The organism is Pseudomonas kairouanensis, assembly GCF_004682055.1.
Classification (GTDB): domain Bacteria; phylum Pseudomonadota; class Gammaproteobacteria; order Pseudomonadales; family Pseudomonadaceae; genus Aquipseudomonas; species Aquipseudomonas kairouanensis.
Map to the genome: position 1 here is coordinate 25,325 of NZ_QUZU01000015.1, position 26,367 is coordinate 51,691.

Annotated in this window: 31 protein-coding genes; 22 read left to right on the forward strand and 9 right to left on the reverse strand. The window is 61.3% G+C overall.

The features are described 5' to 3' along the window. Positions 1 to 12 precede the first annotated feature (12 nt). From DYL59_RS14075 to DYL59_RS14085, 3 genes are read left to right on the forward strand one after another with little or no spacing between them, the layout of a single operon-like run. Entirely contained in the window at positions 13 to 486 is a 474-nt protein-coding gene (locus DYL59_RS14075) for a YbjN domain-containing protein (RefSeq protein WP_135289733.1), read from the forward strand. After that, positions 483 to 1,424, forward strand: coding sequence for a peptidylprolyl isomerase (locus DYL59_RS14080; RefSeq protein WP_135289734.1), 942 nt, complete (start codon positions 483 to 485; stop codon positions 1,422 to 1,424). The genes DYL59_RS14075 and DYL59_RS14080 overlap by 4 nt, the downstream gene beginning before the upstream one ends. 51 nt (positions 1,425 to 1,475) lie before the next feature. Continuing rightward, positions 1,476 to 2,453, forward strand: coding sequence for a LysR family transcriptional regulator (locus tag DYL59_RS14085; protein ID WP_135289735.1), 978 nt, complete (start codon positions 1,476 to 1,478; stop codon positions 2,451 to 2,453). A 173-nt stretch (positions 2,454 to 2,626) separates the two neighbouring features. Here the strand turns inward: DYL59_RS14085 and DYL59_RS14090 are convergent, their stop codons facing one another. Then, positions 2,627 to 3,493 carry a LysR family transcriptional regulator gene (locus DYL59_RS14090; RefSeq protein ID WP_135289736.1) on the reverse strand — a complete coding sequence of 289 codons (867 nt, stop codon included), beginning with the start codon at positions 3,491 to 3,493 and terminating at the stop codon, positions 2,627 to 2,629. 93 nt (positions 3,494 to 3,586) lie between these two features. Here DYL59_RS14090 and DYL59_RS14095 point away from each other — a divergent pair, with 93 nt between their 5' ends. From DYL59_RS14095 to DYL59_RS14110, 4 genes are read left to right on the forward strand one after another with little or no spacing between them, the layout of a single operon-like run. Beyond that, positions 3,587 to 4,135 (forward strand): DUF4865 family protein, encoded by a 549-nt coding sequence (locus DYL59_RS14095; RefSeq protein ID WP_135289737.1) that lies wholly within the window; start codon positions 3,587 to 3,589, stop codon positions 4,133 to 4,135. A gap of 47 nt (positions 4,136 to 4,182) precedes the next feature. Then, entirely contained in the window at positions 4,183 to 4,770 is a 588-nt protein-coding gene (locus tag DYL59_RS14100; RefSeq protein ID WP_135289738.1) for a histidine phosphatase family protein, read from the forward strand. Then, a complete protein-coding gene (gene cobF, locus DYL59_RS14105; protein ID WP_135289739.1) occupies positions 4,767 to 5,522 on the forward strand; it encodes a precorrin-6A synthase (deacetylating) in 756 nt (251 codons plus the stop codon). Before DYL59_RS14100 ends, cobF begins: the two co-directional genes overlap by 4 nt. A gap of 11 nt (positions 5,523 to 5,533) precedes the next feature. After that, a complete protein-coding gene (locus tag DYL59_RS14110) occupies positions 5,534 to 6,253 on the forward strand; it encodes an alpha/beta hydrolase (protein WP_135289740.1) in 720 nt (239 codons plus the stop codon). 130 nt (positions 6,254 to 6,383) lie between these two features. Here the strand turns inward: DYL59_RS14110 and DYL59_RS14115 are convergent, their stop codons facing one another. After that, on the reverse strand, positions 6,384 to 6,938 hold the full coding sequence (locus DYL59_RS14115) for a DcrB/PsbP domain-containing protein (RefSeq protein ID WP_135289741.1): 555 nt from the start codon (positions 6,936 to 6,938) through the stop codon (positions 6,384 to 6,386). Positions 6,939 to 7,011: 73 nt separating this feature from the next. Continuing rightward, positions 7,012 to 8,820, reverse strand: coding sequence for a monovalent cation:proton antiporter-2 (CPA2) family protein (locus DYL59_RS14120; protein WP_135289742.1), 1,809 nt, complete (start codon positions 8,818 to 8,820; stop codon positions 7,012 to 7,014). Between the two features lie 241 nt (positions 8,821 to 9,061). Here DYL59_RS14120 and DYL59_RS14125 point away from each other — a divergent pair, with 241 nt between their 5' ends. Continuing rightward, positions 9,062 to 9,427 carry a type II toxin-antitoxin system RelE/ParE family toxin gene (locus tag DYL59_RS14125; protein ID WP_135289743.1) on the forward strand — a complete coding sequence of 122 codons (366 nt, stop codon included), beginning with the start codon at positions 9,062 to 9,064 and terminating at the stop codon, positions 9,425 to 9,427. Next, the gene (locus DYL59_RS14130) at positions 9,420 to 9,725 is read left to right on the forward strand and encodes an XRE family transcriptional regulator (protein ID WP_135289744.1); all 306 of its coding nucleotides are present in this window, start codon (positions 9,420 to 9,422) and stop codon (positions 9,723 to 9,725) included. The genes DYL59_RS14125 and DYL59_RS14130 overlap by 8 nt, the downstream gene beginning before the upstream one ends. Here the strand turns inward: DYL59_RS14130 and DYL59_RS14135 are convergent. Continuing rightward, complete coding sequence (locus DYL59_RS14135; protein WP_135289745.1) at positions 9,673 to 10,596, reverse strand: EamA family transporter; 924 nt, start codon at positions 10,594 to 10,596, stop codon at positions 9,673 to 9,675. The genes DYL59_RS14130 and DYL59_RS14135 overlap by 53 nt on opposite strands. 103 nt (positions 10,597 to 10,699) lie before the next feature. Here DYL59_RS14135 and DYL59_RS14140 point away from each other — a divergent pair, with 103 nt between their 5' ends. The 3 genes from DYL59_RS14140 to DYL59_RS14150 all read left to right on the forward strand — a co-directional run bounded on the left by DYL59_RS14140 (position 10,700) and on the right by DYL59_RS14150 (position 14,484). Continuing rightward, complete coding sequence (locus DYL59_RS14140) at positions 10,700 to 11,482, forward strand: AraC family transcriptional regulator (RefSeq protein WP_135289746.1); 783 nt, start codon at positions 10,700 to 10,702, stop codon at positions 11,480 to 11,482. An 87-nt stretch (positions 11,483 to 11,569) separates the two neighbouring features. Then, positions 11,570 to 13,126 (forward strand): DUF726 domain-containing protein, encoded by a 1,557-nt coding sequence (locus DYL59_RS14145; RefSeq protein ID WP_135289747.1) that lies wholly within the window; start codon positions 11,570 to 11,572, stop codon positions 13,124 to 13,126. A 38-nt stretch (positions 13,127 to 13,164) separates the two neighbouring features. Then, on the forward strand, positions 13,165 to 14,484 hold the full coding sequence (locus tag DYL59_RS14150; protein WP_135289748.1) for an Nramp family divalent metal transporter: 1,320 nt from the start codon (positions 13,165 to 13,167) through the stop codon (positions 14,482 to 14,484). A 17-nt stretch (positions 14,485 to 14,501) separates the two neighbouring features. Here DYL59_RS14150 and DYL59_RS14155 read toward each other — a convergent pair whose 3' ends face one another. The 3 genes from DYL59_RS14155 to DYL59_RS14165 all read right to left on the reverse strand — a co-directional run bounded on the left by DYL59_RS14155 (position 14,502) and on the right by DYL59_RS14165 (position 16,292). Beyond that, complete coding sequence (locus tag DYL59_RS14155; protein WP_135289749.1) at positions 14,502 to 14,879, reverse strand: type II toxin-antitoxin system VapC family toxin; 378 nt, start codon at positions 14,877 to 14,879, stop codon at positions 14,502 to 14,504. Further along, complete coding sequence (locus DYL59_RS14160; protein WP_135289750.1) at positions 14,876 to 15,115, reverse strand: type II toxin-antitoxin system Phd/YefM family antitoxin; 240 nt, start codon at positions 15,113 to 15,115, stop codon at positions 14,876 to 14,878. The genes DYL59_RS14155 and DYL59_RS14160 overlap by 4 nt, the downstream gene beginning before the upstream one ends. A gap of 244 nt (positions 15,116 to 15,359) precedes the next feature. Then, complete coding sequence (locus tag DYL59_RS14165) at positions 15,360 to 16,292, reverse strand: LysR family transcriptional regulator (RefSeq protein WP_135289751.1); 933 nt, start codon at positions 16,290 to 16,292, stop codon at positions 15,360 to 15,362. Between the two features lie 117 nt (positions 16,293 to 16,409). Between DYL59_RS14165 and DYL59_RS14170 the strand changes: the two genes are divergently transcribed. The 5 genes from DYL59_RS14170 to DYL59_RS14190 all read left to right on the forward strand — a co-directional run bounded on the left by DYL59_RS14170 (position 16,410) and on the right by DYL59_RS14190 (position 19,452). Next, entirely contained in the window at positions 16,410 to 16,898 is a 489-nt protein-coding gene (locus DYL59_RS14170; RefSeq protein WP_135289752.1) for a DMT family transporter, read from the forward strand. Between the two features lie 4 nt (positions 16,899 to 16,902). Then, entirely contained in the window at positions 16,903 to 17,358 is a 456-nt protein-coding gene (locus tag DYL59_RS14175) for a DMT family transporter (RefSeq protein WP_135289753.1), read from the forward strand. Between the two features lie 78 nt (positions 17,359 to 17,436). Next, entirely contained in the window at positions 17,437 to 18,201 is a 765-nt protein-coding gene (locus DYL59_RS14180; protein WP_135289754.1) for an AraC family transcriptional regulator, read from the forward strand. A gap of 89 nt (positions 18,202 to 18,290) precedes the next feature. Continuing rightward, positions 18,291 to 18,464 (forward strand): DUF1427 family protein, encoded by a 174-nt coding sequence (locus DYL59_RS14185; RefSeq protein WP_135289755.1) that lies wholly within the window; start codon positions 18,291 to 18,293, stop codon positions 18,462 to 18,464. A gap of 28 nt (positions 18,465 to 18,492) precedes the next feature. Further along, positions 18,493 to 19,452, forward strand: a complete 960-nt coding sequence (locus tag DYL59_RS14190) for a quinone oxidoreductase family protein (RefSeq protein WP_135289756.1) — start codon at positions 18,493 to 18,495, stop codon at positions 19,450 to 19,452. Positions 19,453 to 19,466: 14 nt separating this feature from the next. On the opposite strand, the gene DYL59_RS14195 is transcribed toward DYL59_RS14190, so the two are convergent. Then, positions 19,467 to 20,372: an AraC family transcriptional regulator gene (locus DYL59_RS14195; RefSeq protein ID WP_135289757.1), complete on the reverse strand. Its 906-nt coding sequence runs from the start codon at positions 20,370 to 20,372 to the stop codon at positions 19,467 to 19,469. Positions 20,373 to 20,583: 211 nt separating this feature from the next. Here DYL59_RS14195 and DYL59_RS14200 point away from each other — a divergent pair, with 211 nt between their 5' ends. Then, on the forward strand, positions 20,584 to 21,894 hold the full coding sequence (locus DYL59_RS14200) for an ABC transporter substrate-binding protein (RefSeq protein WP_135289758.1): 1,311 nt from the start codon (positions 20,584 to 20,586) through the stop codon (positions 21,892 to 21,894). 18 nt (positions 21,895 to 21,912) lie between these two features. After that, on the forward strand, positions 21,913 to 22,686 hold the full coding sequence (locus DYL59_RS14205) for an L-iditol 2-dehydrogenase (RefSeq protein ID WP_135289759.1): 774 nt from the start codon (positions 21,913 to 21,915) through the stop codon (positions 22,684 to 22,686). Positions 22,687 to 22,743: 57 nt separating this feature from the next. Here DYL59_RS14205 and DYL59_RS14210 read toward each other — a convergent pair whose 3' ends face one another. Continuing rightward, entirely contained in the window at positions 22,744 to 23,436 is a 693-nt protein-coding gene (locus tag DYL59_RS14210; RefSeq protein WP_135289760.1) for an NUDIX hydrolase, read from the reverse strand. 147 nt (positions 23,437 to 23,583) lie between these two features. On the opposite strand from DYL59_RS14210, the gene DYL59_RS14215 reads away from it, so the two are divergent. Genes DYL59_RS14215 through nadE form a run of 3 tightly spaced genes read left to right on the forward strand, consistent with a single transcriptional unit; the run spans position 23,584 to position 26,271 of the window. Continuing rightward, the gene (locus tag DYL59_RS14215; RefSeq protein WP_135289761.1) at positions 23,584 to 24,231 is read left to right on the forward strand and encodes a nicotinamidase; all 648 of its coding nucleotides are present in this window, start codon (positions 23,584 to 23,586) and stop codon (positions 24,229 to 24,231) included. An 11-nt stretch (positions 24,232 to 24,242) separates the two neighbouring features. Continuing rightward, positions 24,243 to 25,460, forward strand: a complete 1,218-nt coding sequence (pncB, locus tag DYL59_RS14220) for a nicotinate phosphoribosyltransferase (RefSeq protein ID WP_135289762.1) — start codon at positions 24,243 to 24,245, stop codon at positions 25,458 to 25,460. 1 nt (position 25,461) lies between these two features. Next, entirely contained in the window at positions 25,462 to 26,271 is an 810-nt protein-coding gene (gene nadE, locus DYL59_RS14225; RefSeq protein ID WP_135289763.1) for an ammonia-dependent NAD(+) synthetase, read from the forward strand. Positions 26,272 to 26,367: the final 96 nt, after the last annotated feature.

Below are 26,367 nucleotides of genomic sequence, written 5' to 3' on the forward strand. Positions count from 1 at the left end.
GAAGAGATCACCATGAGCGAATTGATCACCAGCGTCACCCCCCAGAGCCTGACCGAACTGCTGCAAGAGGCCGGCTACCGGGTCAACCAGACCGAGCAGAACGGCATCGTGCAGCTGCTCAGCGCCAGCCAGGGCATCGGTTTTGCCGTGCGTTTCGGCAACCCGGCGGCCGAACAGGGCGGCTACGTGGACTTCACCTACAGCTGCGCGCTGCGCATCCAGGGCGACTTGCCCGAGGGCCTGGCCCAGGTGTGGAACGCTTCGCGTCGGTTTGCACGGTTGTCGGTACAGGGCGAATTCCTGCTGATGGAAATGGATGTGGTGGTGGCTGGCGTGGGTGCCAGCCACCTGCGCAGCCAGTTGGAACTGTGGGACCGCCTGTTGCAGGAGTTCATCGTGTACCTGCGTGAATACAGCCAGCAAGCTGCACAGTTGCAGGCCCAGGCGGCGGTTGAACCGTTGGTCGAAGAGGCGCCTGTATCGTGAAAAAACCAACCCTGATGGTCGGCGCCGGGGCGCTGGCCTTGCTGGTGGTGGCGGTGGGCTTGAGCCTGCGACCGGGCAGCGACCCGGTAGCGGCCCAGCAACCGGCACCGGTGAGCAGCGCGCCAGCGGCGGGGCCGGCGGTGGCGCGCCTGGGCAACCAGCAGATCGACCTGCCGGAACTGAAAACCGTGCTGGCCAGCCTGCCCGCCGAATCACGCGAGCAATTGCGTGGCAACCGTGGCGCGCTGGAGACGTGGATTCGATCACGGCTGGCGCAAAAGGCCGTGCTGGAACAGGCCGACGCCCAGGGCTGGCGCCAGCGTCCGGAGGTGGAGCAACAGACCCGCGCTGCCACCGAGCAAATCGTGTTCCGCGACTACATGCTGTCGGTCAGCCAGGTGCCGGCGGATTACCCCAGCGCCGCCGAATTGCAGCAAGCCTATGACAGCGGCAAGGCGCAATGGGTGACACCGCCGTTGTACCAGGTGAGCCAGATTTTCCTCGCAGTGACTGAGCCCCAAAGCGTCGACACGGTACGCCGCCAGGCCCAGGAACTGAGCCGCCGTGCCCAGGCTGCGCCGGGTGATTTCGCGGCCCTGGCCACGCAGTATTCCCAAGACCCGCAAACCGCTCCACGGGGCGGGGATTCGGGCCTGCAGCCGTTGCAGCAATTGGTCCCGGAGGTGCGTGGAGCAGTGTCGCGCCTCAAGGTTGGCGCGGTGTCGGACGTGGTGCAAAGCGCTGCCGGGTTTCATGTGCTCAAGCTCACCAGCCAGCAACCGGCACGCACCGCGACCCTGGATGAATTGCGTGAACGCTTGACCCAGGCCCTGCGCGCCCAGCGCCAGGAGCAAATCGCCAAGGCCTACCTGGAAGGCATGCTCAACACGGCCACCTTGAGCATTGACGGCGCCGAGTTGAACAAAGTGCTGGAGTAACCCGCGTCAACCCGCATTGGATGCACAGACCAACAAGACAGGGAGTCTCCCATGGCATTTCTAGAACCGTCTGCCCCGAACCGACCCGAGACCTACCGTGCACCAGCTGAGTCGCGCGATACCTGGCTGGCCCTGGCCCGCGACATCGACCCGGAGGTGGCACGCTATTTTCTGGTCAGTGCGCGTTGCGGCTGTTTCATGCAGGCGGCGCGCAGTCTGAATATCAAGGCAACGCTGTTGCGCAAGCGCCTGGCGCAGTTGGAAGCGCAGGTGCGCCACGTACTGTTCACCTACCAGGGCAGTGGTCTGGTGTTGAGTCGCGACGGCTCGCACTTGCAGGCGCAACTGATCGCCCTGGCCCATGAACGGCGCCTGCCGGTGGTGGAGCAGCCGCTGATCCGCCTGGCAGTGGCCGAGCCGATCCTGCATGACATCCTTGGTCGCGACTTGATCGCCTTGCTGCGCCGCAATGCCAGCGTGCGGCTGGAGATCATTTCCCTCGACAGCCAGTTGGCCCTGCAGGCGGTGGAGGTGGACGTGGTGCTGTGGTTGTCGGACGCCGACGGCCCGGCGCCGGGGCCCAGTTTTCCTATCGAACCACCACGGGCCCTGGCGCGCCTGGAATATTTACCGCATGTCGCCAAGCGCTATTCACGCCTGACTACCCGCCCGGACAGCGTGGACGACCTCGATGACTACATGCTGGTGCAATGGCAGCCCGACGCTCAGGTCGGTGCCTTGCAACCGTGGAACCAGGTGATTGAGCAGCGCCTGGCGGCCGTGGTGCAGGTGCAGGCCTATTCGCTGATGCTGGAGATGATCCGCTGCGGCGCCTGCATCGGGTTGCTGCCGCACTACATGGCCAGCTTCGACCGTGGCCTGGTGGCGTTGCCGGGGTTGCTGGACCAGAGCATGCAACGCCAGGTGTGGCTGGCGGTGAATGCCCAGGTGCGGCATGCCGAGGCGGTGGGGATGATCGTGGAGTTGATTACCAGCACATTCAAGGGGCGGCGGGAGTGGTTTGATTGAGGGCGGCGGGCTGACCGAGGGTATTTGCCCATCACAGTTCAACATATAGAAGCGGGCTTGCTCGCGAATGCGGTGTGTCAGCCCCAGGTTCTTTGGCTGAACCACCGCATTCGCGAGCAAGCCCGCTCCCACATAAAAGCAGATCTCCAGTGTACCCACCCATTGGGTCTGCCTCAGCGTTGCAGCACACCGCGAAACGTTGCACTCAACGCGCGCAATGTCTCCCGCGAGCGCGCATCGCTGATGCGGCTGTAAAGCACCACCTCACTCACCGGCAATGGCGGCAGGCCATGTTGCTCGCTGACTTCCACCGACCCCGCCGGCGCCACGCGATGGGCGAGGGCCGCCACGCCCAGCCCGGCGCTGACCGCCGCGCCCACGGCCATCACGCCGCCGCCGACGAACACTTCGGTCCAGTCGATGCGCGCCGCATCCAGGGCGCGGGTTGCCAGGTGCCGCACCCCACACGGCGCAGCCATGGTTGCCATGCGCAGCGGCGTGCCGGGCGTGTGCTGCCAGGTCGGCGCGGCAAACCAGCCAAAGCGCTCCACCACCAGCACTTCACCATCCTGGCGATCGCCTTCGTTGCGCACGATTACCGCATCCAGCTCGTTACGGTCGAAGGCGGCCACCAGATCGCGGGAGGAGGCGATGCGCACTTCAAGGATCACCAGCGGGTCGTAGGCTGCCAGGCGGCTAAGCCACAGTGGCAGGTCCGGCCCGGCCACATGGTCGCTGATGCCGATCACCAGGCGGCGGGGGGCGTGAGTGCCCATATCGCCAAGGGCGCGTTCATGGGCGTTGAGCAACGCACGGGCGGCCACGATGAAATGCTCACCTTGGGGCGACAAGCGCACATGGCGTGGGGTTCGCTCCAGCAGGCGATAGCCCAGGCGCTCTTCCAGGCGCTTGAGCTTGAGGCTGATGGCCGCCTGGGAGGTATCGAGGGCTTCGGCGGCACGGGTGAAACTGGCGAAATCAGCCACCAGGACGAAGGCATGCACGGTATCGATATCCAAAGGCTTGGGCGTGTCAGTCATAACCAATCCTTATCGCATATATATCTGGCCATATCTTGTTGAAATCATCAGCGCTGCGCAAGCTGGAACCTCATCTTGCACAGGAGCTTTTACATGTTCGCCAAACAGTATTCACATCGCCTGCCGGCCGACTACGACATGGGCGTGATCCGCCGCCGTGCCGCGCAATTGGGGCCGTTGTGGGATAACGCCCAAGGGTTGCTGTTCAAGGCGTTTATCGCCCAGGAGCACGGCGCCAATCTGTATTCGTCGGTGTACCTGTGGGCCGACCCGTTGCAGGCCGCCGATTTTTTACTCGGGGAGCGTTTCCAGAAGGTGCTCGACAGCTTTGGCCGCCCGCATATCGAGAGTTGGTTGCCGTTGGATGTGCAACGCGGACCGGCGCCCACCGCGTTGAGCCTGTATCGGGAAGAGTGGCCGCTGGCGCCAGGGGCGGATCGGGCCGGGGTACTGGCCGAAGAGAAACAGCGCAATCAACAGGTGGCCGACAGCAGCGAGACCTTCGCGGTATTCCTGGCGCTGGATGTGCAGGCGTGGCGCCTGGTGCGCGTCACCTTGTCAGCCAAGGCGCTGGACCCAGGGCATCCCGGAACGGGCTATCAGGTGCTGTACCTGGCGCAAGGCGTTGCGCTACAGGGGTAACTGCGCCAGTCTTGAAACCCTCACGTTTCAAGTTGAAGACCTGCGCAATGCTTGCCACCCGTTTGACACTGATCTGCCATGCCGTCACGCCCTTACAGAAACAAGGGCGTTTTCCCGATGACGAGGCGGTGGCGATGGATTGGCAAGGCGCGGCGCTGTCGCTGGCGCACCGCTATAAGGCCACCCGCAGCCTGGTGTGCGCCCCTGAGGCCAGGGCCCGGCAGACGGCGGGGCTGTTCGGAGCCGATGCGGTCGTTGAAGACGCGCTGCGCGATGGGGATCTCGGGCAGTGGAAAGGCCAGCAGATTGGACAGCTGGATACTGAGGCGCTGGGCGCCTGGCTCACCCAGAGCACCTGCGCGCCCCATGGTGGCGAGTCAGTGGACCAGCTTTGCGCAAGGGTCGGGCAATGGATGGCATCCCTTGAAGCCCAACCCGGTCATATCGTGGCTATCACCCATCCCTTTGTGATCCGTGCAGCCCTGCTGCACGTCATGCAGTTGCCGGTGGCGATGTTTTATCGGATCGACGTTGAGCCGTTGTCGGCCACCGAGTTGCGCTTCAACAACGTCTGGCGCTTGCGCCTGGAAACTGACATGGCAAAATCCACGCCCCGCAATGAGAGCAACCCATGAAACGCATCCTGATCATCGGCATTGGCGCCGGCAACCCTGACTACATCACGATGCAGGCCGTGAAGGCGCTGAACCGCACCGACGTGTTCTTCCTGATGGACAAGGGCCAGAGCAAAGACAAGCTGATCGACCTGCGTCGCGAGATCTGCCAGACCTACATCACCGAGCCTGGCTACCGTTTCGTCGAGGCTGACTGCCCCGAGCGCGTGCGCGGCGATATCGACTACACCACCGCCGTGCAGGATCTTAACCGCGACAAGCAACACACCTTCGAGCGCATGATCAACGAGGAAATGGCTGACGGTGAAGTGGGCGCATTCCTGGCCTGGGGCGACCCGGCACTGTACGACAGCACCATCCGCATCCTGCAGGCGATTCTGGCCAGTGGTCGCAGCACCTTTGAATTTGAAGTGATCCCCGGTATCACCAGCGTGCAGGCCTTGGCGGCCCAGCACAAAGTGCCGTTGAACCGTATTGGCCGCTCCATCGAGATCACCACCGGGCGCCGGCTGGCGGCCGGGCAGGCGAGTGATGCCGACACGCTGGTAGTCATGCTTGACGCGGAAGATTCCTACCGCACCGTGGCCGACCAGGACCTGGACATCTACTGGGGCGCTTACCTGGGCACGCCGGACGAGATCCTGATCAGCGGCAAAGTCGGCGAAGTGGCCGAAGAAATCGAACGGGTGCGCAAGGCCGCGCGCCAGGAAAACGGCTGGATCATGGACACTTATCTGCTACGCAAACCCTGAGGGACCGTCCCATGCTCAAACTGCTTGCCGTGGCGTTGACCTTGATGGCCAGCGTCGCCCACGCCGATACCGCACTGCACACCGACTTGCCGCTCACGTATCTGGAGCAAACCCAGGGCGATGCGCGCAACGAGCCTTTGGTGATTTTCCTGCACGGGTTTGGCAGCGACGAGGCCGACCTGTTTGGCATCAAGGACGCGTTGCCCTCCACCTGGACCTACCTCTCGGCGCGGGCACCGATGCCGGTGGACCCCAGTGGTTACCGCTGGTTTACGAAGAAGCCCGGTGACGGTGATTACGACGGCGAGACCGCCGACCTGCAGCGCAGCGCCAAGCTGATCGAAGACTTCGTCACCCAGGCCACGGCCAAGTACCACACCCAAAGCGACCGCGTGTTCCTGGTGGGGTTCAGCCAGGGGGCGATCATGTCCTACGAGGTGGGTTTGCGTAAGCCGACATTGGTGCGTGGGATTGCGGCGTTGAGTGGCAGTGTGTTGCCGGTGTTGAAGGCTGAGCTGAAACCCAATGCCTCATTGGACAAACTGGCAATCTTTATCGGCCATGGCACGTTGGATCAGGCCTTGCCGTATGCCTCGGCGACTCGGGCCAATGAGGTGTTGCGCGGGGTGGGGCTGAAGCCTGCGTTTCATGGGTATGTGGGGATGCCGCATACGGTCAGTGAGGCTGAGGTGCAGGATTTGAAGGTTTGGTTGGCGGAGAATCTGAAATAAACACGGTCGAAAATGTGGGAGCGGGCTTGGTCGCGAATACGCTGTGTCAGTCAGTGTTGCAACCACTGAAAGATCGCTTTCGCGAGCAAGCCCGCTCCCACAATAGGTAGGTGTTGTCTGAGCAGATCAGTTACTTGCCGCCCGTAATCTGCTTCACCAGCGCCGCATGCCCCTTCGCATCATCGGCCCGGGAAATCGCCTGGATCACCAGCAAGTGGTTGCCCGAACCGCCCAGGAACGTGGAGTTCAGGGTCTTGCCGCCGCCCTGGGTGGCGGTGCTGTCCACCTGGCGCAGGCCCAGACCTTTGTAGGTCAGTTTCTTTTCGTTCTGCTTCTTGAAGTCAGGCAGGGCTGCGCTCTGGTCCTTGATGAACCCGGCGACGGCGCCATCGAGGAACTGGGTGTCGTTGTCCTGGATGTTTACCCCATCGTTACGCACGGTTTCGGCGACGATCACCACACTTTTTGTGGTCTGGTTGGCGTACATCGTGCCTTGGGTATCGGCGGTGCCATCCTCGGCCTTGCCTGCCGGCAGGGTGTCGGCGGCGTAGGCCTTGGGCAAGGTGAAGGTGAACTTGCCACCCAGGGTGGAGATGGTCTGTGTGGCCGGTTTGGTGGCGGCGAACACGCTACCGGCGGCAAGCGCAAGGGCCAGCAGGGCGGCGGTCTTGGTGAAAGTGGCCATGAAGCGCTCCAGGGGGTGAACGAAATTGCGGCATATTCTGTCAGAAAATTCGCAATATCGTTCACCTGTAGCCTCACACCTTGTCGGACTCTTCCTCAAGCCGGTCCATCTCAAACAGACGCGCCAGCTCCGCCCGGGCTTCCTGGGCGGTTTGCATCACCTTGGCCGCGTCGTCATACACCGCGTGTTGCGCGGCCAGCAGTTGCAGGTCGTGGTTTTTGAAGCGGGTGATGCGCGCATCCGCCTGGGCCTGGGTCAAACCGAGGCCCACCAGGGTGCGGCGGCTCATTTCCAGGCTGGAATAGAAGGTCTCGCGTATGGGGGACGCGTCCAGGTCCACCAGGCGGTGAACGTGCTGGCGGTTACGGGCGCGGGCGATGATCTTCATGTGTGGGTAGAGGTTGCGCACCAACTCGGCGGTCTTGATGTTGATCTCTGGGTCGTCCATGGCAATCACGAAGTACTCCGCCTGGTCGACTTTGGCCGCGTGCAGGATTTCTGGGCGTTGCGGGTCGCCGTAGAACACCGGCATGCCGCCGAAGCTGCGGGTCAGTTCGATGGTTTCCACCGAGGTGTCCAGGGCGATAAACGAGATGTTTTGCGCCCGCAGGATCCGCGCGACGATCTGGCCCATCCGGCCCATGCCGGCGATGACCACACGGGGAGCGTCGCTTTCGATGGTGCGGTATTCCTCGGGAATGTCCACCGGCTTGGCCTTGGGCTTGAACAGCTTGGGGCACACCAACAGCAGCAGCGGGGTCACCGCCATGGACAGGGTGATGGTGAGGACCAGCACATCGTAAAGGTGGGGTTCGAACAGGCCTTGGTCGCGGCCGATCTTGAACACCACGAAGGCAAACTCACCGCCCGCTGCCAGCACCACGCCCAGGCGCAGGGCGCTTTCGCGATTGAGGTCGCCCACCAAGCGGCCTACCGCGTACAGCAGCGGCAGTTTCAAACCGATCAACAGCAGGGTCAGGCCGATCACTACCAGCGGTGAACTCAGCAGCAAGCTGAGGTTGGCACCCATGCCCACGCTGATAAAGAACAGCCCCAGCAGCAGGCCTTTGAACGGTTCGATCTGGGACTCCAGTTCGTGGCGGTATTCCGAATCTGCCAGCAGCAAGCCGGCAAGAAAGGCACCCAGGGCCATGGACACGCCCACCAACTCCATCAGCCAGGCGGTGCCGATCACCACCAGCAACGCCGTGGCGGTGGACACTTCCCGTAGCCCGGTCTTGGCGACGATGCGAAACACCGGCCGCAGCAGGTAGCGTCCGCCGATGATCACCACGGCGATGCTGCCGAGAATCTGCAGCACATGCTGAAGGCCCTGGGCTTCGGTGGTGGGGTGGTCACTGCCGGCCAGCAGCGGCACCATGGCAATCAAGGGGATGGCCGCGATGTCCTGGAACAGCAGAATGGCGAACGCCAGGCGACCATGGGGCTGGTTCAGTTCCTTGCGCTCGGCCAGGCTTTGCAGGCCGAAGGCGGTGGACGACAGCGCCAGGCCCAGGCCCAGCACGATGGCACTGTTCCACGGCTGGCCGAACAGCCACAACGCGACTGCGCCCATCACCAAGCCGGTGAGCAGCACCTGGGCCAGGCCGACGCCGAACACGGCCTTGCGCATCACCCATAAACGTTTGGGCGACAGCTCCAAGCCGATGATAAACAGCAGCAACACCACCCCCAGTTCCGAAAACTGCGCCACGCTTTGCGGGTTGCCTACCAGCCCCAGCACGGACGGGCCGATGATCACACCGGCAAACAGATATCCCAGCACAGCGCCCAGTTGCAGGCGCTTGGCCAGCGGCACGGTGAGCACGGCCGCGAGCAGAAACACCACGGCTGCTTGTAACAGGTTGCCTTCATGGGGCATTGGAAACTCCAAAATCTTCAAAACCAATCAACAGGCGGGTATTAGAGCGCTTTTTACGTTTTGAAAATTGTGTTTTTGCTGCGTGTGGACGTGATATCGCGCCTTCTCTCAAGGGCATGGGCGTTCACTGTCGAGTTAGAAGGACGTACTAACAATTTCCCAGGGGAGGCGGGTGCAAGCCTAGCCGCTTTCTCCTGCGTTTTAAGTTCTTGAGTTTATATTCCTTGGGTGGCATATTTTCATGGGCTGGGAAATTGAATACACGGATGAATTCGCAAGCTGGTGGGATGAACTCGGAACAAAGGAACAGATTTCGGTCTCCGCCAGCGTTGATCTACTTGGGCTGTTCGGGCCAGGCTTGGGCTTCCCTCATAGCAGCGATATCAAAGGCTCCCGGCATCGCAACTTGAGGGAGCTGCGCGTCCAGCACGCAGGCCGGCCATTCCGGGTGTTGTATGCATTTGATCCACGCCGATGCGCGTTATTGCTGATCGGCGGGGATAAGACCGGACGCCATCGATGGTATGAAGAACACGTCCCCATTGCAGAAAAGTTATACGACGTGCATTTGGAAACATTGCGTAAAGAGGGCCGCAACCATGGCTAAGAAATTCGCTGAACTTCAGGCGCAGATGACGCCGCAAGCCCGTGCCGAAGCCAACCAGTTGTTCCAGCAACATCTTCAGGAAATGCCCCTCCATGAGCTGCGCAAAGCCCAGCAGTTAAGCCAGCAAAGCCTGGCCAAGGCATTGAATATCAATCAGGCGGCGGTCTCCAAGATGGAGCGCCGTACCGATATGTACATCAGTACGCTGCGCGACTACATCCGTGCCATGGGCGGCGAGTTGGAGATCATCGCAACGTTTCCTGACGGCCAGGTGAAGATTGATAATTTCTCTTGCTGAAAAACGCCCAGCCCAGCGCTGGCCGGCGATACAACCCTACGCCCAACCCCGTTAGGATGATCGCCATCGAGATCAGGTCCGGCGTCGAAACCTGCTCGCCGATGATCAGCACCGAACTGGCAAGTCCAAACACGGGGATCAGGAGTGACAGCGGCGCCACGGTCGACACTGGATAGGCCTTGAGCAATGAGTTCCAACCCCAATAGGCAAAGTGCGTGGCCAGGTACACCTGGAACAGGATCGACCCGATGACGGTCGCATTGAGGCTGGCGGGAAGGTTCTCGAAGGCGGTGCTGCCGTGCATGCACCACGCCATCAGCAACAGCGGGATCGGCGGGAACAGGCTTGCCCACACCATGAACGAGAAGATCTCCTTCACGCCCGATTTTTTGATGATGACGTTGCCCACGCTCCAGGCCAGCGCACTGAACACGATCAGCATGACGCCCAGCACGGCGTGGCTGCCGTCCTGGTTGACGATGATGCCCGACAAGCCGATCAAGGCCAGCCCTGCGCCGACCAATTGCGCGTCACGCAGGGTTTCGTTGAACAACACTACGCCCCAACCCAGAGTGAAAAACACGCTGAGCTGGATGATCAATGACGCGATTCCTGGGCTGACCCCCACCTGGATGCCATAGTTGATCACGCCCCACATACCCAGGCCGAAAATCACGCCGTAGGCGGCCACATAGCCGAACGGAACGGCGGGGCGCTTGATGAAGAACACCAGGGGTAACGCCGCGAGCGTAAAGCGGATACCGGTGAGTACAAAGGGGTCGATGCCGCGCAGACCCAGTTTGGTAATCGGAAAGTTGAGCCCCCAGACCAGAGTGACGAGTACGGCAAGTGCCAGGTGTTTTTTCAGCATGGGCAATCCCTTGAGCCCGCAGGCGTGTTTGAAGGCGTTCAGGTTAATCACCAATGCGGTGGCCCGCTTGCTATGCCAGGTCATAGTTTGACAATATCGGGCCATGATTCCGACTTTTACACCTGATGACCCCGGTGCGCTGGTGACGCTGCGCGAATACGCGTCCGGCACTGTGTTTGCGCGGCACACCCATGCGCGCGGCCAGTTTGCCTATGCCTCCACCGGCGCCTTGAAAATGTTCACCGACCTCGGCAATTGGGTGGTGCCGCCGCAGCGCGCGATTTGGGTGCCTGCTGGCGTCCCTCACGAAATGCATATGCGTGGTGATGTGGTCATGCTCAACACCTACCTTGACGATGCTGCCGCTCAGTGCGCCGGGCTGCAGGCGCATTGCCAGGTATTCGAGGTGTCACCGCTGCTCCGGCACCTGCTGGAAGCAGCACTGGCCATCGACCCAGCCACGTTGCCCAGTGTGCGCCAGCGTTGCGTGCTGACGTTGCTGATCGATGAAATCGGGGCCATGCCTGAGGTGCCTTTGAGTGCGCCGCTGCCCACCGAACCGCGCCTTGCCCAGGCATGCCAGCGCTTCCTGGATGCGCCCACGCAAACCCTCTCGATCGATACGATGGCGGATTGGTCGAGCATGAGCCGACGCACCTTTACCCGACAGTTTTTCGAGCACACCGGCATGACGTTCGTGGCCTGGCGCCAGCAGGTGTGCCTGCTGGAAGCTACGGCGCGACTCGGTCATGGCACGTCTATCACTGAGGTGGCGTTGGCACTGGGTTTCAGCAGTTCCAGTGCGTTTACCTCGGTGTTCCGGCGCAACCTGGGGGATTCTCCGGCACGCTATCTGGCCAAATCCAAGGCGGCCTCGTTGTTCTGAGCACCGCTCACGTCGGTCAGGATTCATCTCGCTCCCGGTCGCGCTTTGTTACTATCGCCGTCCTTCATCGCCAGGAGTCACCGCCCCATGCAACACCAGTGGGATGAAATGCACCGCACCCGTAAACCCACGTTTGTACTGTGTGGCGAGCCCCAGGGGGACGTGCTCAATCTCTATGTTCACGGTTATTCGGCCTTCTTTAACCGGCAACAACTGGGTAGCTTCAAGGAACAGTTGGCGTGTATCGAGGGCTCGACCAACCTGATGTTGTTCTGGCCGGCCGGGCACTTCCTGGAAAACCTGTTTGCACCGTTCAAGGATGTGATCGGCGCCATGCTCGGCGGCGGCGGTCTGGGGGCGGCGACGGTGGGGGTTGGCAAAGCGCTGGCCTATTTTCTCGACCACTATAAAAGCGTCGAGGCGCGAGTAGATGAAGTGGCCAGGAGCTTGCTGCCGGAGTTGGCCAATTACCTGCACGGCGAGTCCCTGGCGGTACGGCGTATCAATTTGATCGGCCATTCCCTGGGCGCGCGGATCCTGGTCAAGAGCCTGCTGGCCAGCCCCGAAGTCGCCCGCGAGCTGCCCTTGGATAACCTGCTGCTGATGGGCGGGGCGATCTGCACGTCCAGCCCATGGGATCAGGTTTCGGCGCCGCTCAAGGGGCGGGTGATCAACTGCCACTCCAGCAAGGACTGGGCCCTGGCCATGAAACCGGACACCGAGCGCTGCATCGGCCGTTATGCCATCCCGGTGACCCCGGCGCTCAAGGCCAAGGTCACCAATGTGCATCTGGCCACCTTCGATCACGCCGCCTATTGGCCGCAGTTGCAGACAGTGGTGCAGTACACCGACTTGTTGCATGAGCGGCGCGGCATGATTCGCGCCGACCAGCGCAGCACCGAAGTGCGTTTTGCCGAAGAAGACGTGGAACTGTTCCCCGCCCTGGTTCAGGCGCGGCCGGAGGAATTGAAGTTCCTCGCTGAGTTGATGGCGCAAAAGCGCAGTGCTTCTATCGATGCCGACGTGCGTGAGCCGCTCAAGCTGGCGATCGAGTTGCAACGCATGGGCGGCGACAGCTTTATGAACCTGGCCCGTGGGCATGGCGTGAGCTATCGCCAGATCGCCGAAGATGTGGGGCGGCGGCTCGGGATCAAGTTTGATGACCCCCTGGACAGCGTTCCGCTGGCGGACCTGGAAGCCCAAGTCGCGGAAAAACTCATCGAGCAGTACAAGGACAAACTGAGCCACGCTGACCGGTTGGTGTTCGACGCTGAACTCAAGGCCGCCGCGCTAAAAGAGCAGGGGCTGTTCAGCCGATTCGATATGGGCCGTTCGGCCACCACTGCGTTGAGCAGTACGGCGCTGGCGGGATTTACCGGGTTTATTGTGCGTCGGGGTGCGGCCACGGCGATTCCGGTGGTGGGCCAGGCGTTGGCGGCGGCGATGCTGTTGGTGACGGGAGTGCGGGCGTTTTCCGGCCCTGCTTATTCAATCACCACACTGGCGGTACTGGTGATCGGTGTGATTCGCCAGCGCATGGAGCGCGAGGCGCTGAACCAGGAGATGGACCTGGTGGTGCAAGTGGTGGAAGCCTTCGACCTGCCTCGGGACACAGTAATGCGCACGGTCGCGTCAGACTGCTAAGCTGCGGGCCTATCGAGTGTGTTTGCCTGGGATACCGCGTGAAATTCAGCTTGCCTAAAATCGCTACCGCCCCGTTTTGCCCGCCGGAAGTGGCCGGCTCCGTCGCCGTTGACCCCAAGGCTTCGTTCTTCAAGCGCGTATTGATGTTTGCAGGCCCCGGCCTGTTGATCTCCATCGGCTACATGGACCCGGGCAACTGGGCCACGGCCATCGAGGCCGGCTCGCGCTATGGCTACAGCCTGTTGTTTGTGGTGCTGCTGGCCAGCCTGGCCGGGATGGCGGTGCAATGCCTGTGTTCGCGACTGGGCATTGCCACTGGCAAGGACCTGGCGCAACTGTGCCGCGAGCGCTACAGCAAGCGCTCGGCTCGTACCCAATGGCTGCTGGCGGAAATCTCCATCATTGCTACCGACCTGGCCGAAGTGCTCGGTTGCGCCTTGGCGTTTCATCTATTGTTGGGTGTGTCGCTCACCACCGGTATTGTCATTACTGCCTTCGACACGCTGTTGATCCTGGCCCTGCAAAACCGCGGCTTCCGGCGCCTGGAAGCGATCATGCTGGCGCTGGTGGCGACCATCGGCGTGTGTTTCTTTGTTGAACTCGTGTTGATCAAACCCTACTGGCCGGATGTGTTCAGCGGCTTTACCCCCTCACTGTCGGCCATCAGCGATGCCGCGCCGTTGTACCTGGCCATTGGCATCCTGGGCGCCACGGTGATGCCCCATAACCTCTACCTGCACACGTCCATCGTGCAAACCCGCCTGGTCGGCAAGGATTTGGCCAGCAAACAGGACGCGGTGAAGCTGGCGCGTATCGACACCATCGGCTCCCTGGCCCTGGCGTTGCTGGTTAACGCGGCGATCCTGGTGCTGGCTGCTGCGGCGTTCCATAACACCGGGCATTCCGACGTGGTCGAGATCCAGGACGCTTACCACTTGCTCGACCCCTTGGTGGGTGGCGCATTTGCCAGCATCCTCTTCGGTGTTGCGCTGCTGGCGTCCGGCCAAAGCTCCACCTTCACCGGTACCATCGCCGGGCAAGTGATCATGGAGGGCTACCTCAACCTGCGTATTCCCTGCTGGCAACGCCGCCTGATCACTCGCGGGCTGGCGCTGATCCCGGCGTTTCTCGGGGTGTGGCTAATGGGCGACGAGGCCATCGGCAAGCTGCTGATTCTCAGCCAGGTGGTGCTCAGTTTGCAGTTGCCTTTCGCGCTGTACCCGTTGATCCGCATGAGCGGTGATAAACAGTTGATGGGGCCGTTTGTGAACCGGTTGCCGACCAAGGTGCTGGCGTGGTTTCTGTTTGCGGTGATCAGTGGGGCGAATGCTTGGTTGATCGGGCAGTGGGTATTTTGAGTCGGTGAGTCACGGTCCTACACGAGAATCGCCAGGGGTGTGTATTGCGCAACCTGCGGATCGGCGGTGACCAAGCGCATCGGCTCGTTCAGGGCTACGGCGACGATGAGTCGATCGAACGGGTCCTTGTGGTGACGTTCAAGATCCTTAACCGCGACGGCGTGTTCCGTGGTGATAGGCAGCTCGACGATCCCGCTTTGCAGGCATGACTCACGCGCTTTTTTCAGATCGATATTGAGCTTGCCCAGGCCGACCTTAATGGCCATTTCCCAGAATGTCGCAGCGCTGACGTATATTTCTGCCGCATCTTCAATAAGCGTATGAGCGTTGCTGGAAAGCTTGGGGTCGTCAGTCAGCGCCCACAGCAAAATATGAGTATCGAGCAACACCCTCATGAAGAGGTGCCTTCGAAGGCGTCCAGCAGGGCGTCCGGTAGCGGCGCATCAAAGTCATCGGGTACGATGAACATGCCTTTCATGGCGCCAATGCGTGATTTTTTGGGTCTTTCCAAAGGTACAAGCTGCGCTATTGCACGGCCATGCTTTGAGAGGGTGATGATTTTGCCGGACGCCGCTTCATCCACCAGTTTTGACAGATTATTCCTGGCTTCACCCAAGGGCACGATAGTCATAGGAAGCTCCCCATGTTTCGGCCAAATATAGCCAAAGGCCGGTGAGCTGTCACAGACCGCGTGACAACTGGCTGAGGCGGCTCGTTCAGCACGGGATTTTGTGGGGTACATGAAGCCCATGGCAACTCTCCGAAAGGATTTCGCCAAAGTCTGCCCTAGCGCTTACGGCCTAAAAATAGTGGCTCGTAAAATCAGAGTGAGCCTACTCTCGCAGGTCAGAAATTTCCTCAAATCCCGCCCTGTATCACCGATCCCAATATGGCACCCCCCCAAAGCACTCCACAAAATAATCAATCACCGTCCGCACCTTCAGCGACAGCCGCCGGCTTCCCGGCCATAGCGCTGCTATCTGCTGGGGTTCCAGGGTAGTGGCCACTTCGTACTCGGTCAGCACCGCCTGCAATGTGCCTGCCCGCAAGGCTTCGCCAATCAGCCAGGATGGAAACACCACCAGCCCCAGGCCTTGCTCGGCGGCGTGGGTGAGGGTGTCGGCGTGGTTGCCAGTGATGGGGCCCTTGACGCTGTAGGGCGTCCAATCCCCAGCGTCGCGGCGGAAGAACCAGCGTTGCTGGCCGGTGATGCCTTTGTAGGCCAGGCACTGGTGATGGATCAGTTCGTCGGGGTGTGCAGGTGTGCCGTGCTGGGCCAGATAGGCCGGGCTGGCCGCAATGCGAAAGCGCTGGGGCGCGAAGATGCGCGCCTGCATGCCGGAGTCATTGAGCACGCCGATGCGAAACAGCAGGTCAGTGCCGTCTTGCAACGGGTCGACGTAGGTGTCGGTTTGCTGGATATCCAATTGCAGCTTGGGGTAGCGGCGGCACAACTCGCCCAACCAAGGGGAAAGGTGGCGTTGGCCGAACACCATGGGGGCATTGATGCGCACCAGGCCGCTGGGTTCGCTTTCCTGTTCCTGCAGGGCCTGGCCGGCCGCTTCCAGTTGTTCGAGCATCAGCCGCGCGTGCTGCCCCAGCAGGCGTCCGGCTTCGGTGGGGCTGACTGCACGGGTATGGCGGTACAACAACTGTTGCCCGAGGGCCTGTTCCATCAATTGGATTTGCCGGGAAATGGAGGAAGGCGCCAAGCCTTCGCGACGCGCCACCTCCGAAAAACTGCCGAAGTCCAGCACCGCCACGAACAGGCGCAGCGCCTTGAAACTCAATTCATTCAAACCCTGCATAGTGGCTCCAGGCTGTGCGTGTTGCGCAAAGGTGTTGTCAGCATGCTCCCATTTATCGCACAGCACGGCCACCGGATAATGCGCGCCATGTTTCCTTTTCTGAAATGCAGGTGATGTATGCAGGCGAGTTCTATCGAGGGTGTGGCGCAGGCCACGCCGAAAAAAAATCTGCTGCGGTTGCTGTTACTGCCCCTGGTGATCCTGGCGGGCATGGGGTTGTCGGTGGAGGCCGGCTTGCTCGGGCCGTTGGGCGTGCAGGTGGGGCACTTGTGGGCGACCTTGAGCATCTTTGGGGTGGGCTCGGCGATCTTGTATTTGCTGCTGTTGTTCAGCGGCCCGCAAAAGGGTCCGGCTTTGACCGACCTGCCGCGCTGGCAGTTGATCGGTGGTTTTCTGGGGCCGATGTACGTGGTGGTGCTGACCCTGGCCACACCCCATATCGGCATTGCCATGACCATGATTGCGATCCTGTCCGGGCAAGTGGGCAAAAGTGTGCTGATTGACCACTTCGGTTGGTTCGGCACGGCACGCAAGCGGGTCAACAAAGAGCGCTGGATAGCGCTGGCGTTGATTGTGGCGGCACTTGTTCTGATTGCACGAGGGTAAGGCGATGAATCTGATTCTGTTGTTGGTGCTGGTGATTGCCGCCGGCGCGGTGTTGAGTGTGCAGGCGGCGATCAATGGGCGCCTGGGCCAGAGCGTCGGTGTGTTGCGCAGCAGCCTGCTCACCTTCGCGGTGGGGGCGTTGACCACGGCGTTGTTGATTTTCTTCTTTGAGCCGGCCCAGGCCGTCAGCCTGCTGGATGTACCGAAATGGCAGCTTACCGGTGCCTTGTTCGGCGTGGTGTACATGATGGTGATGGTCGGCGCGGTGCCTGTTGTCGGTACTGCGGTGGCGACCGTGGCGGTGATTGTCGGGCAACTGGGCATGGGCATGCTGATCGACAACTTCGGCTGGTTGGGCAACCCCGCCATCGAGCTGTCCGGCAGCCGCATCGTGGCGATGCTGTTGTTGGCGCTGGCGTTGGTGTTCATGTATCGCAGCAATACCCGGCAGGTCGATTAACCACATTTGGATTTGTGTTGTTCCAGTGGTCGAGAGGTTATTACCATGATGGCCTACCTTTGATCGATGCCCACTTCCATGGCCCTCGCTGCACCCCCCGACCTCAGTGACCACGCCGTCCCCGTGCAGCCCTTGGCCCGCACCTACCCGCGTGGTTTGTACATCGAGCCCCATAGCCACGACTGGGGCCAGTTGCTCTACGCCATGAGCGGGGTGATGTGGGTCGAGACTCCTCGCGAAGCCCTGGTGGTACCTCCGCAGCGCGCTGTATGGCTGCCGCCCGGTGTGGAACACGGGATTCGCGTGGTATCGGACCTGCAGATGCGCAATATCTACCTGCGCCCGGGCCTGGCGGCGACGCTGGACAGCCAGGTGCAGGTGATCGAGGTCGGTGGCCTGCTGCGCGAGCTGATCGTCACGCTGGTGAATGAGGGCGACAACGGTGACGTGGCCTACTACGACGCCTTGGTCGGCCTGGCGCTGCTGGAGTTGCAGCGTGCGCGGCGCTCGCCGATCCGCATCGCCATGCCGGTGGATGCCGACCGCCGGTTGATCACCGCCTGCCAGGCCGTCATGGCGGCGCCTTCCCTGGATATCCCTTTTGAACATCACGCCGAAGCGGCCGGTGCCAGCGTGCGCACGTTGGCGCGGCTGTTCCAGAACCACTTGGGCATGGGGTTCGCCGAGTGGCGTCGCCAGGTACAGCTGGCCACGGCGGTCGCTGAGTTGATACAGGGCGAGCCGGTCAACGCTATCGCCCGTTCACTGGGCTATTCGCCCAGCAGTTTCAGCGACATGTTTCGCCGCGAGCTGGGTGTGGCGCCGTCCCTTTATCGAGGGTAAGGGTTTGGCCGATAGCCTGAAGCACTTGGCCGACGCTTCAGGATTGGGCTCTCTACACTGAGCCCATCAACCCACAAGGCGCTGCTGTCATGAACTACCTGATCTCCCTCGCCATCGGCCTGTTAGTCGGCGTGATCTACGGCGTCTTGGACTTCCGCTCACCCGCACCGCCCGCCATCGCCCTAGTGGGCCTGATGGGCATGCTGCTGGGTGAAAAGCTCTGGCCCATGGGCCGCGAGTTGGTAAGCGGTTGGTTGTCCTGATCTCTTTTCCCTTCGATGGATATTGGCCATGAAAGCACTGCAATTTTCCGCCACTGGCGATCTTAATGCCTTGAGCTTCGTCGAGGTGGCTACCCCGGTGCCGGCAGCCGGCGAGGTGTTGGTACAGATCAAAGCCGCTGGCCTCAACCCTAGCGATGTGAAAAACGTCCTCGGGCGCTTCCCCTACACCACACTGCCGCGTATTCCCGGCCGTGATTTCGCTGGCGTTGTTGTTCAAGGCCCACAGCATCTGCTCGGCCAGCAAGTGTGGGGCACGGGCCGCGACCTGGGTTTTTTTGCCGACGGTTCCCATGCCGAATACGTGACCGTTTCAGCCAAAGGCGTCGCGCATAAACCCACCCACCTGAGTTTCGCCCAGGCCGCCAGCCTGGGCGTGCCGTACACCACGGCCTGGGATGCCCTGGAGCGCAGCGGCGTGACCCATGGCACGCGCTTGCTGGTGATTGGGGCCAATGGCGCGGTGGGCAGTGCGGCCCTGGCCCTGGCGAAAATCCGTGGTGCACAGGTACTGGCGGCGGTGCGTCGGCCTGAACAGGTCACGGCATTGCAGGCACAGGGTTTTGAAGCGATTGCCCTGGGCAAGCCAGACGAACTGGGTGCGCAGGTAAACGGGGTGTTCAAGGGCGGTGCCGATGTGATCTTCGACACCACTGGGTTCTGGTTGCCGGCCGCGGTCGCAGGGCTTGCGCCGTTCGGCCGCATTGCCATCATCGCCGCGCCGGTGGACGGCCATGTGCAACTGCCGGCGTTGGCGCTGTACCGTAAGGGCGGGTCGGTGGTGGGGATCAATTCCTTGCTCTACAACTGTGAGCAATGCGCGGTCATGCTAGAGCAGTTTGGGCGGTTCTTCGATGAGGGCTTGTTGCCGCTGCCCACCGGCCTGCTGGAAGTGGCGCTGGCGCAGGGTTTGCAGAGCTATGAGGCGGTGAACAGCGGTAGTGCGGACAAGATCATCTTCGTGCCTTGAGCGCTGTTGTAGTGTTACCGATGCCGAGGGTCTTCGCCGCGTCGGTATTCACTCGGCGTCTGTTGCATCTCGATGCGAAAGTGCCGGTTGAAGTTGGACAGGTTGGCGTAACCCACTTCAAAGCAGATGTCCGCTACCGACATCTGGCTTTGCAGCAACAGCCGGCAGGCACGCTGCACCCGGAACTTGCGCATCAGGTCGATAAAACCATGGCCGGTGTTGCGCTTGAAGAAACGTGAGAACCCAGGCTCGCTCATCTCCAATTGTTGAGCGATCTCTGAAAGGCGCACGTCACCGGTGAGTTCGCGCATCAGGTAGTCAAAGGCCTTGTTGATCCGTTCGGCGCTGCGCACGTCCAAGGTGGGGGCGTAGCAGGGGCTGGCGAGGGTTTTTGTCTGGTGCGGCGGGGCGTTTTTCAGGCAGTCGAGCAGCTGCAGGAACAGGATCAGCCGTTGCAGGCCGTTGGCGTGGCCGATGCCTTCCATCAGGCGTGCGGCCTGTATGGCAGTATCGCCGCCGAACTCCAGGCCGCGCCGCGCCTGGTCAAACAATGGCTGTAAATCCCCCAGTTCCGGCAGGGCCTTGCGCAGGGCGAGGAGGGCGGCGCCGTCGAATTGCAGCACCACGTCGCGCCCGTGCAGGTGCTCGCCGGGGGCCAGTTCGCCGATCCAGTCGTGGGGCAGGTCCGGCCCGATCAGCGCGACATGCCCGGCGCTGAACGCACCAATGTAGTCACCCGCCACCAACTTGCCGCTGCCTTGGCGGATCAGATGGATTTCGAATTCGGGGTGGTGGTTCCAGCGCGCCAGGTCGTAGGGGTAGTCGTGCTCGAACCAACGGAAGCAATGGTCCGGCTCGGGCAGGATCACTTCAAGCTCGGCGGGGCGGTGCTCGAACAGTTGGGCGCGGCTGGCAGGCATGGTGGGCGTTCTTATCGTTCTTGGAATCGCTTCAAAATACGCGCCTCTGTCGGGTGGGCGCTACCCCCGGTGTGGTCGGGTACTGATACTTTTTTAACTTCGGCCTCAAGGTTAAAAAAGTACCAGTCGAGCATCCGCTGCGGGTTTGTGAGGGGCTGGACAAGCTGCTGTAATCGGTGCTCTACAACAAAAACAACAGGTAGAAACCGCTATGTCAAAGCTATCGCAAGCGTTGTTCCTGCTTTCCAGCCTGGCGCTGGCCTTGCCCAGCCAGGCTGCCGATACCGTCACCATCGCCACGGTCAACAACAGCGACATGATCCGTATGCAGCGCCTGTCCAAGGTGTTCGAAGCGCAGCACCCGGATATCAAGCTCAACTGGGTGGTGCTTGAAGAAAATGTACTGCGCCAGCGACTGACCACCGATATCGCCACCCAGGGCGGCCAGTTCGACGTGCTGACCATCGGCACCTATGAAACTCCGCTATGGGGCGCCAAGCATTGGCTGGAACCGCTGACCCAACTGCCGGCCGACTATGATGCCGACGATATCTTCCCCTCCGTACGCCAGGGCCTGTCGGTGAACAACACCCTGTATGCCTTGCCGTTCTACGGCGAAAGCACGGTCACCTACTACCGCACCGACCTGTTCAAGCAGGCTGGCCTGAGCATGCCCGCGCATCCAACCTGGAGCCAACTCGGCGAGTTCGCGGCCAAGCTCACCGCCAAGGACAAGGACCAATATGGCCTGTGCCTGCGCGGCAAGGCCGGCTGGGGTGAAAACATCGCCCTGTTGAGCACCATGGCCAACGCCTTTGGTGCACGTTGGTTCGACGAGCAATGGAAGCCGGAGCTGACCAGCCCCGAGTGGACCGCGGCCGCCAATTTCTACGTCAACACCCTCAAGCAATACGGCCCGCCAGGCGTTTCCAGCAACGGTTTCAACGAAACCCTGGCCCTGTTCAACAGCGGCAAGTGCGCGATCTGGGTCGATGCCAGCGTCGCCGGCTCCTTCACCACCGACAAGAGCCAAAGCAAGGTCGCCGACAGCGTGGGTTTCGCGGCCGCGCCGACCGAAGTCACCGATAAAGGCTCATCGTGGCTGTACGCCTGGTCCCTGGCCATCCCGGCAACGTCCAAGCACAAGGATGCCGCCAAGGCCTTTATCGCCTGGGCCACCTCCAAGGACTACATCCAACTGGTGGCCGACAAGGAAGGCATCACCAACGTACCGCCGGGCACTCGCCAATCCACCTACAACGACGCCTACTTGAAGGCCGCGCCGTTCGCCCAGGTGACTTTGGAAATGATGAAACACGCCGACCCCGCACACCCTTCGGCCAAACCGGTGCCGTACGTGGGCATCCAATACGTGACCATCCCCGAGTTCCAGGCCATCGGCACCTCGGTGGGCAAGCTGTTCTCTGCCGCGCTGACAGGCGGCATGACCGTTGACCAGGCCCTGCTGCAAGCCCAGTCCACCACCGAGCGCGAGATGAAACGCGCCGGTTACCCGAAGTGATTTTTACAGGACCTCGCCATGAAACGACTTGAAGGTAAAAGCGCGCTGATCACCGGATCGGCGCGGGGGATTGGTCGCGCCTTTGCCCAGGCCTATATCGACGAGGGCGCCACCGTTGCCATTGCCGATATCAACCTGCAACGGGCGCAGGCAACGGCAGCTGAACTGGGGCCACAGGCTTACGCGGTGGCGATGGATGTCACTGACCAAGCGTCCATCGATGACGCAATTGCCGCTGTAGTGGCCGAGGCTGGCAAGCTGGACATATTGATCAACAATGCGGCGCTGTTCGATTTGGCCCCCATCGTCGATATCACCCGAGACAGTTTTGATCGGCTGTTCTCGATCAACGTCGCCGGTACGCTGTTCACCCTGCAGGCCGCCGCACGGCAAATGATCCGCCAGGGCCACGGCGGCAAAATCATCAACATGGCCAGCCAGGCCGGGCGCCGTGGCGAACCGCTGGTAGCGGTGTATTGCGCGACCAAGGCCGCGGTGATCAGCCTGACGCAATCGGCGGGGCTGAACCTGATCAAGCAGGGCATCAACGTCAACGCCATCGCCCCGGGTGTGGTGGATGGCGAGCATTGGGACGGCGTGGACGCATTGTTTGCCAAGCACGAAGGGCTGGCACCGGGGGAGAAGAAGCGGCGAGTAGGGCAGGAGGTGCCGTTTGGGCGAATGGGGACGGCGCAGGATTTGACCGGAATGGCGGTGTTTCTAGCCTCCAGGGACGCCGATTATGTGGTGGCCCAGACCTATAACGTTGATGGTGGGAACTGGATGAATTAGGACCCGTCCAGACAAAGGAGCTTCCACCTTTGATCTTTGTGGTTCTCGCAGTGGTAGCTAGTCCGCAAAACTACGATCAAAAAAGTAGACCTCTCCAGGCTTCAGGTTCTCCACCGTCGCCTGCGGTCTACCCCCTTCACCATTCTTCTTGCGCCCGGTCTCACGCAAATACCCGGCCTCAGTGAGCTTTAACAAACGCTGGCGAATGCTGGTTTTCAGCACCGGCCGCGCCAGCACTTGCGAAAAGATAGTGGTCGCTTCCGGTGCACTGAATTCTCTGCCCAGGAACATCAACGGCAAGCTGCTGTACAGCGACTTGGACAACAAGCGTTCCTGCACCGCCGCGACGATCAGGTTGTGGTCGAACGGCAGCTTGATGCTGCCATCGGCCACGGCGTCCAATGCGAACCAGGCCTGATGCTCGGCCAGCTGCACCTCGTCCGCGACAATCGCCAGGTAGTAGGTGGACGACGACCAACAGCGCGGGTCGCGAAACGCATCCCCCACCGTGCCCACCTGTTCGCTCCAGGCCAGGTCGAAGCCCACCTTGTCACTCGCCCGCAACCGCTCCACGGCATCCTTGAGGCTCAGGTCCTGCACGCCGCCGTTGACCACCACGCCCGGCAGCGCCCAATGCCCGGCGAACGGCTCGGCGTCGCGCTTGTTCAGCAGCAGTTTGAGTTCCCCGGAGGCGCGGCAGTAGAACAGCACGCACAGGTCAACGGTATGCAGGTAGGCGCTAAGCGGCATGGAGGGTTCCTTTTGAACAGTGGCGGGGCACAGTCTAACGGATCGAACAGATATGTCATGTACTGCGGCCAACATCGATATCCAAATGTTTCTTGCAATGAAAGTACATGACGTGTACTTTTGTTTCCAGGCCACAGGAGAACCGCCATGACCCTCGCGAAAACAGCCATTGCTTCCTTCGACGTCGATGCCCAGAAGAGCTTCACGCCACTGTGCCCCAATGAATTGCCAGTGGCCGGCGGCGACCAGATCGGCGCCGAGCTCAACTTCATGGCCAGCCTTGCCGGCTATCGCGTGGGCAGCAAGGACGCCCACACACCCCACGCGCCGTGGGTGGTGTCGCAGCACAGCGACATGCTCAAGCCCACCGGCCTGGCCCATGCCGATGTGACCTGGGTCAGCCACTGCGTACCGGGTACCGAGGGCTTCACCCTGCTGGACGAGTTGCCCACGCCCTATGACTACCATTACTTCATCTGGAAAGGCGTCGAACCCGACCTGCACCCCTACGGCGCTTGCTTCCACGACCTTCACGACAAGCTGTCCACCGGCGTCATCGAGTATTTGAAAGCCCAAGGGGTTGTCCGCGTGCTCGTCGGCGGCCTGGCCCTGGACTACTGCGTCAAGACCACCGCATTGCAACTGCTCAAGGCCGGCTTCGAGGTGGTGCTGCACTTGCCCGCCTGCCGAGGCATTACCGAGGAGGGCGGTGTCCAGGCCGTCAACGATTTGCTCAAGGCCGGTGCCGTCATCAGCAGCACCCGCGAAGAACTGGCCACGATGGCCGCGCACTAAGGAGACACACCATGGAAAGTGCCTACGACTTTGATGCCCCGGTGATCCAGGGGTTGCTCGATACCGACTACTACACCTTCACCATGATGCAGGCCGTGTTGCACCAGTACCCCAACGTTGAAGTGGAATACAACTTCATCGTGCGCTCCAAGGAGAAGCTCGGCCACCTGATCCCTGAACTGCGCGCCGAGCTTGAAAAGATGTCCAGCCTGCAGATGCGCGAAGGCGAGCTGCGCTTCTTGTTCAACCCGCGTTTTCGCGAGTACCTCACGCCGGATTACGAACGTTTCCTCGGCTTGTACCGTTTCAACCTGCGTTACATACACGTCAGCGAAATCGACGGCCAACTGAACATCCGCGTCATTGGCCCGATGCTGCACTGCATCATGTTCGAACAGCCGGTGTTGGCTTTGGTGAGCGAGCTGCGCAACCGTGACAAATACCCGGATGTGACCCTGGAAGACGTCACCCGTAAGCTCTACCAGAAGTTCGACTGGCTAGAGAAAAACCTCACCCGCGACGAGCTGGCCGACCTGCGCGTGTCCGACTTTTCTACCCGTCGGCGCTTGTCGTTCAAGGCCCAGCGCGAAGTGGTGGACATCATGCGCCGCGACTTCCCCGGTCAGTTCGTCGGCACCAGCAACGCGCACCTGGCCTATGAGTTCGACCTGCCGCTGATTGGCACCATGGCCCACCAATGGCTGATGGTGCACCAGCAACTGGGGCGCCTGCGCGAAAGCCAGAACGCCGCGCTGGAAAACTGGGTGCGTGAATATCGTGGGCGCCTGGGTATTGCCTTGACCGACTGCATCAGCACCGACTTCTTCCTCAAGGACTTCGACCTGTACTTCGCCAAGCTGTATGACGGCCTGCGCCAGGACTCCGGTGACCCCATCGTCTGGGCCGACAAGGTACTGGCCCGCTATAAGCAACTGGGCATCGACCCGATGACCAAGGACCTGATGTTCTCCGACGGCCTGAACTTCGAGAAATGCCTGCCGATCCTGCGTCACGTAAGGGGCAAGGCCAAGTTCGGTTTCGGCATGGGCACCAGCCTGGCCTGTGATGTGGAAGGGGTGGAGCCGCTGAGCATCGTGATGAAACTGGTGCGGGTGCACGGTGAGCCGGTGGTGAAATTCTCTGATGACCCGATCAAGAATGTCTGTGAAGACGCCTCGTTTTTGCAGTACGCGGCACAGGTGTTCAACGTCGGCAGCGTGGAGGTGTGACATGCAAGACCGTATCGCACAGGAACTGAATATCGACCGGCAACTGGTCAAGGGCGGTGAAGCCGGGGAAATTCAACGGCGCATTGATTTTATCAAGACCACCCTGCGTGGCTCAGGCTGCAAGGCCCTGGTGCTGGGCATCAGCGGCGGTGTCGATTCCCTCACTGCTGGTCGGCTATGCCAACTGGCCGCCGAGCAGTTGCGCAGCGAAGGATACGCCGCGCGCTTTATCGCCATGCGCCTGCCGTATAAAACCCAGGCCGACGAAATCGACGCCCAGGCCTCCCTGGACTTCATCACCCCGGACCAGATCGATACCCTCAATATCGCCGCCAGTGTTGACGGCCTGATGGCCAGCCTCAGCGCCAGCGAAGCCAGCGCCGGCCATGTCGATTTCATCAAGGGCAACGTCAAGGCGCGCACACGGATGATCGCCCAGTACGCTGTCGCCAACCTGCACAATGGCCTGGTGGTGGGCACCGACCACGGCGCCGAAGCACTGATGGGGTTTTTCACTAAGTTCGGTGATGGTGCCTGTGACCTTGCGCCACTGTCCGGCCTGACCAAGACCCAGGTACGTTTGCTGGCGACAGCCCTCGATGCACCGGGCGCTCTGGTGCACAAACAGCCCACTGCCGACCTTGAGGAACGGGTGCCGGGCAAGTTGGATGAACATGCCTATGGGTGCACCTATGAAGAGATCGATGCGTATTTGATGGGCGAGCCGGTGAGTGAGCGGGTGAGGGCGATTGTGGAGGGTGCCTACAGCAAGACCGCTCACAAGCGAGCGTTGCCCAGTACGCCGCTCTAACATCCATCCGCATTCAATGTGGGAGGGGGCTTGCCGCCGATAGCGGTAGTTCAGTCACATCATCGACAACTGACAGGCCGCCATCGGGGGCAAGAC

Coding starts and splice junctions, on each gene's coding strand:
- DYL59_RS14175 (WP_135289753.1), top strand. CDS start 16,903: ATGAATCTGATTCTGTTGTTGGTGCTGGTGATTGCCGCCGGCGCGGTG.
- DYL59_RS14160 (WP_135289750.1), bottom strand. CDS start 15,115: ATGACTATCGTGCCCTTGGGTGAAGCCAGGAATAATCTGTCAAAACTG.
- DYL59_RS14195 (WP_135289757.1), bottom strand. CDS start 20,372: ATGCCTGCCAGCCGCGCCCAACTGTTCGAGCACCGCCCCGCCGAGCTT.
- DYL59_RS14180 (WP_135289754.1), top strand. CDS start 17,437: ATGGCCCTCGCTGCACCCCCCGACCTCAGTGACCACGCCGTCCCCGTG.
- DYL59_RS14200 (WP_135289758.1), top strand. CDS start 20,584: ATGTCAAAGCTATCGCAAGCGTTGTTCCTGCTTTCCAGCCTGGCGCTG.
- DYL59_RS14125 (WP_135289743.1), top strand. CDS start 9,062: ATGGGCTGGGAAATTGAATACACGGATGAATTCGCAAGCTGGTGGGAT.
- DYL59_RS14135 (WP_135289745.1), bottom strand. CDS start 10,596: ATGCTGAAAAAACACCTGGCACTTGCCGTACTCGTCACTCTGGTCTGG.
- DYL59_RS14085 (WP_135289735.1), top strand. CDS start 1,476: ATGGCATTTCTAGAACCGTCTGCCCCGAACCGACCCGAGACCTACCGT.
- DYL59_RS14155 (WP_135289749.1), bottom strand. CDS start 14,879: ATGAGGGTGTTGCTCGATACTCATATTTTGCTGTGGGCGCTGACTGAC.
- DYL59_RS14165 (WP_135289751.1), bottom strand. CDS start 16,292: ATGCAGGGTTTGAATGAATTGAGTTTCAAGGCGCTGCGCCTGTTCGTG.
- DYL59_RS14090 (WP_135289736.1), bottom strand. CDS start 3,493: ATGACTGACACGCCCAAGCCTTTGGATATCGATACCGTGCATGCCTTC.
- DYL59_RS14110 (WP_135289740.1), top strand. CDS start 5,534: ATGCTCAAACTGCTTGCCGTGGCGTTGACCTTGATGGCCAGCGTCGCC.
- DYL59_RS14215 (WP_135289761.1), top strand. CDS start 23,584: ATGACCCTCGCGAAAACAGCCATTGCTTCCTTCGACGTCGATGCCCAG.
- nadE (WP_135289763.1), top strand. CDS start 25,462: ATGCAAGACCGTATCGCACAGGAACTGAATATCGACCGGCAACTGGTC.
- DYL59_RS14210 (WP_135289760.1), bottom strand. CDS start 23,436: ATGCCGCTTAGCGCCTACCTGCATACCGTTGACCTGTGCGTGCTGTTC.
- DYL59_RS14205 (WP_135289759.1), top strand. CDS start 21,913: ATGAAACGACTTGAAGGTAAAAGCGCGCTGATCACCGGATCGGCGCGG.
- DYL59_RS14075 (WP_135289733.1), top strand. CDS start 13: ATGAGCGAATTGATCACCAGCGTCACCCCCCAGAGCCTGACCGAACTG.
- DYL59_RS14170 (WP_135289752.1), top strand. CDS start 16,410: ATGCAGGCGAGTTCTATCGAGGGTGTGGCGCAGGCCACGCCGAAAAAA.
- DYL59_RS14145 (WP_135289747.1), top strand. CDS start 11,570: ATGCAACACCAGTGGGATGAAATGCACCGCACCCGTAAACCCACGTTT.
- DYL59_RS14115 (WP_135289741.1), bottom strand. CDS start 6,938: ATGGCCACTTTCACCAAGACCGCCGCCCTGCTGGCCCTTGCGCTTGCC.
- DYL59_RS14140 (WP_135289746.1), top strand. CDS start 10,700: ATGATTCCGACTTTTACACCTGATGACCCCGGTGCGCTGGTGACGCTG.
- pncB (WP_135289762.1), top strand. CDS start 24,243: ATGGAAAGTGCCTACGACTTTGATGCCCCGGTGATCCAGGGGTTGCTC.
- DYL59_RS14095 (WP_135289737.1), top strand. CDS start 3,587: ATGTTCGCCAAACAGTATTCACATCGCCTGCCGGCCGACTACGACATG.
- DYL59_RS14120 (WP_135289742.1), bottom strand. CDS start 8,820: ATGCCCCATGAAGGCAACCTGTTACAAGCAGCCGTGGTGTTTCTGCTC.
- DYL59_RS14100 (WP_135289738.1), top strand. CDS start 4,183: ATGCTTGCCACCCGTTTGACACTGATCTGCCATGCCGTCACGCCCTTA.
- DYL59_RS14130 (WP_135289744.1), top strand. CDS start 9,420: ATGGCTAAGAAATTCGCTGAACTTCAGGCGCAGATGACGCCGCAAGCC.
- DYL59_RS14190 (WP_135289756.1), top strand. CDS start 18,493: ATGAAAGCACTGCAATTTTCCGCCACTGGCGATCTTAATGCCTTGAGC.
- DYL59_RS14185 (WP_135289755.1), top strand. CDS start 18,291: ATGAACTACCTGATCTCCCTCGCCATCGGCCTGTTAGTCGGCGTGATC.
- cobF (WP_135289739.1), top strand. CDS start 4,767: ATGAAACGCATCCTGATCATCGGCATTGGCGCCGGCAACCCTGACTAC.